An 811-nucleotide genomic window follows, 5' to 3' on the forward strand; every position below is an offset into this window, starting at 1 on the left:
GGTGGCGGCGTGCTCTCCCAGCGCCCGCATCACCGGCGTCCACGGCACCACACCCACACCGGAATCGCCCTCGACACCACCGGCCTCCACCGCACCGACGACCGCCGCGAGCCCGGCCGGCGTCTCATGCTCGAAGACGTCCTGCACCTTCAGCACCAGACCCGCACGCTGCACCCGAGCCACCAACTGCATCGACATGATCGAGTCGCCGCCCAGCTCGAAGAAGCTGTCGTCGACCCCGACCCGCTCCAGGCCCAGCAACTCCGCGAACGCCCGGCACAACAACGCCTCCGCCTCCGACTCCGGCTCCCGACCGGAAACCCGGCCCGCGAAATCCGGCGCCGGCAACGCCCCCCGGTCCACCTTCCCGTGACGCGTCACCGGCAAGGCGTCCACGCCGTCCGGGCCCTCAGGGACGACATAGCCCACGAGACGACGCTCGCCCGGGGAGTCCTCCCGGACGGTCACCACGGCCTGGGCCACCGAGGGATGCGCGGCAAGGGCCGCCTCCACCTCACCCAGCTCCACCCGGAACCCACGGATCTTCACCTGCGCGTCCGCACGGCCCACGAACACCAGCGCACCCTCATCCGTCCACCGCACCAGGTCGCCGGTCCGGTACATCCGCCCACCCGGCACGAACGGACACGCCACGAACCGCTCCGCCGACAGACCCGGCTGCGCCGGAGTCGTCCTCGGGGCGTATCAGATACCAGGTCGCGCAGAGCGTGGTCTCGGTCGGCCCGTACAAGTGACGTAGCGTCACATCAGGGCACGCCTCCCGCACCCGCGCCACCGACGCGGCAGGCAC

At 71.6% G+C, this 811-nt stretch carries 1 pseudogene; it reads right to left on the bottom strand.

The features are described from left to right. Positions 1-811 (bottom strand): annotated as a pseudogene (locus IF78_RS44700) (phosphopantetheine-binding protein); the annotation flags it as partial.

This window comes from Streptomyces bicolor (assembly GCF_000719285.1).
Taxonomy (GTDB): domain Bacteria; phylum Actinomycetota; class Actinomycetes; order Streptomycetales; family Streptomycetaceae; genus Streptomyces; species Streptomyces bicolor.